We start from the raw sequence: 727 nt of genomic DNA on the forward strand, positions 1-727 counted from the left end.
TTTCCTTGCATTTCTTGCGTAAAGCGCCTTCAATTTCCGCAAGCCGCTCCTCCCGCTTCAGGATCTGTTCCGCGAACCACTTCACTGCCTCCCGGCCTGCATCGGTTCCATCCGTCAGTCCCACGCTTTTCTCCGCACAGCTCACGATTCCTCTGGCTCTGCTGTAACCGCGTCCTCTTAGTTTTGCGTCACGCCAGATGTTTTTTACTCCTTCCGCTCCAAGCGCCGCGATGTCATTTCTGTCATCCTTAAGCTGACCGCTATCTTCGATTTCTTCGCTCCGCTTTACAGCATATGGATTTACCCGGACAACGCTGATTCCGTTTGAAATCATCCATGCAGCCAGCGCAAACCAGCAGTGGCCTGTCGGCTCAAAGCCCATCGCTATCTGTGTCTTTTTGTTCTCCGCGGCAAGCGCCAGCACCCATGCTTTAGCGTTTTCAAAGCCTTCCGCAGTATCGCTAAATTCAAACGCCCCACGGCTTACTTCCCTTCCTCTGACGTCAATTGCTCTGACATAATGGGTTTCACTGCCTGTATCGCATCCCGCTATAAGCATGTCATCAGCGATGAAGGAACGTTTGCCATTCTTGGCGAATTTGCCGTTTGTTTCCAGTTCCCGCCAGGTATATGATCTCAGTTCTTTTTCAACCACCTCCATTCTCCCGCTCAGTTCCTCTTTTGACAAAAGATTAATTGCCTGATTTTCTACATTTGCTTGCTTTTT

At 50.2% G+C, this 727-nt stretch carries 1 protein-coding gene; it reads right to left on the bottom strand.

Annotated elements, in window-relative coordinates; genetic code table 11:
- A partial coding sequence (locus E5329_RS31465; protein WP_135992586.1) for an IS110 family transposase occupies positions 1-727 on the bottom strand: 727 nt, incomplete at both ends.

This window comes from Petralouisia muris (assembly GCF_004793545.1).
In the GTDB taxonomy this organism is placed as follows: domain Bacteria; phylum Bacillota; class Clostridia; order Lachnospirales; family Lachnospiraceae; genus Petralouisia; species Petralouisia muris.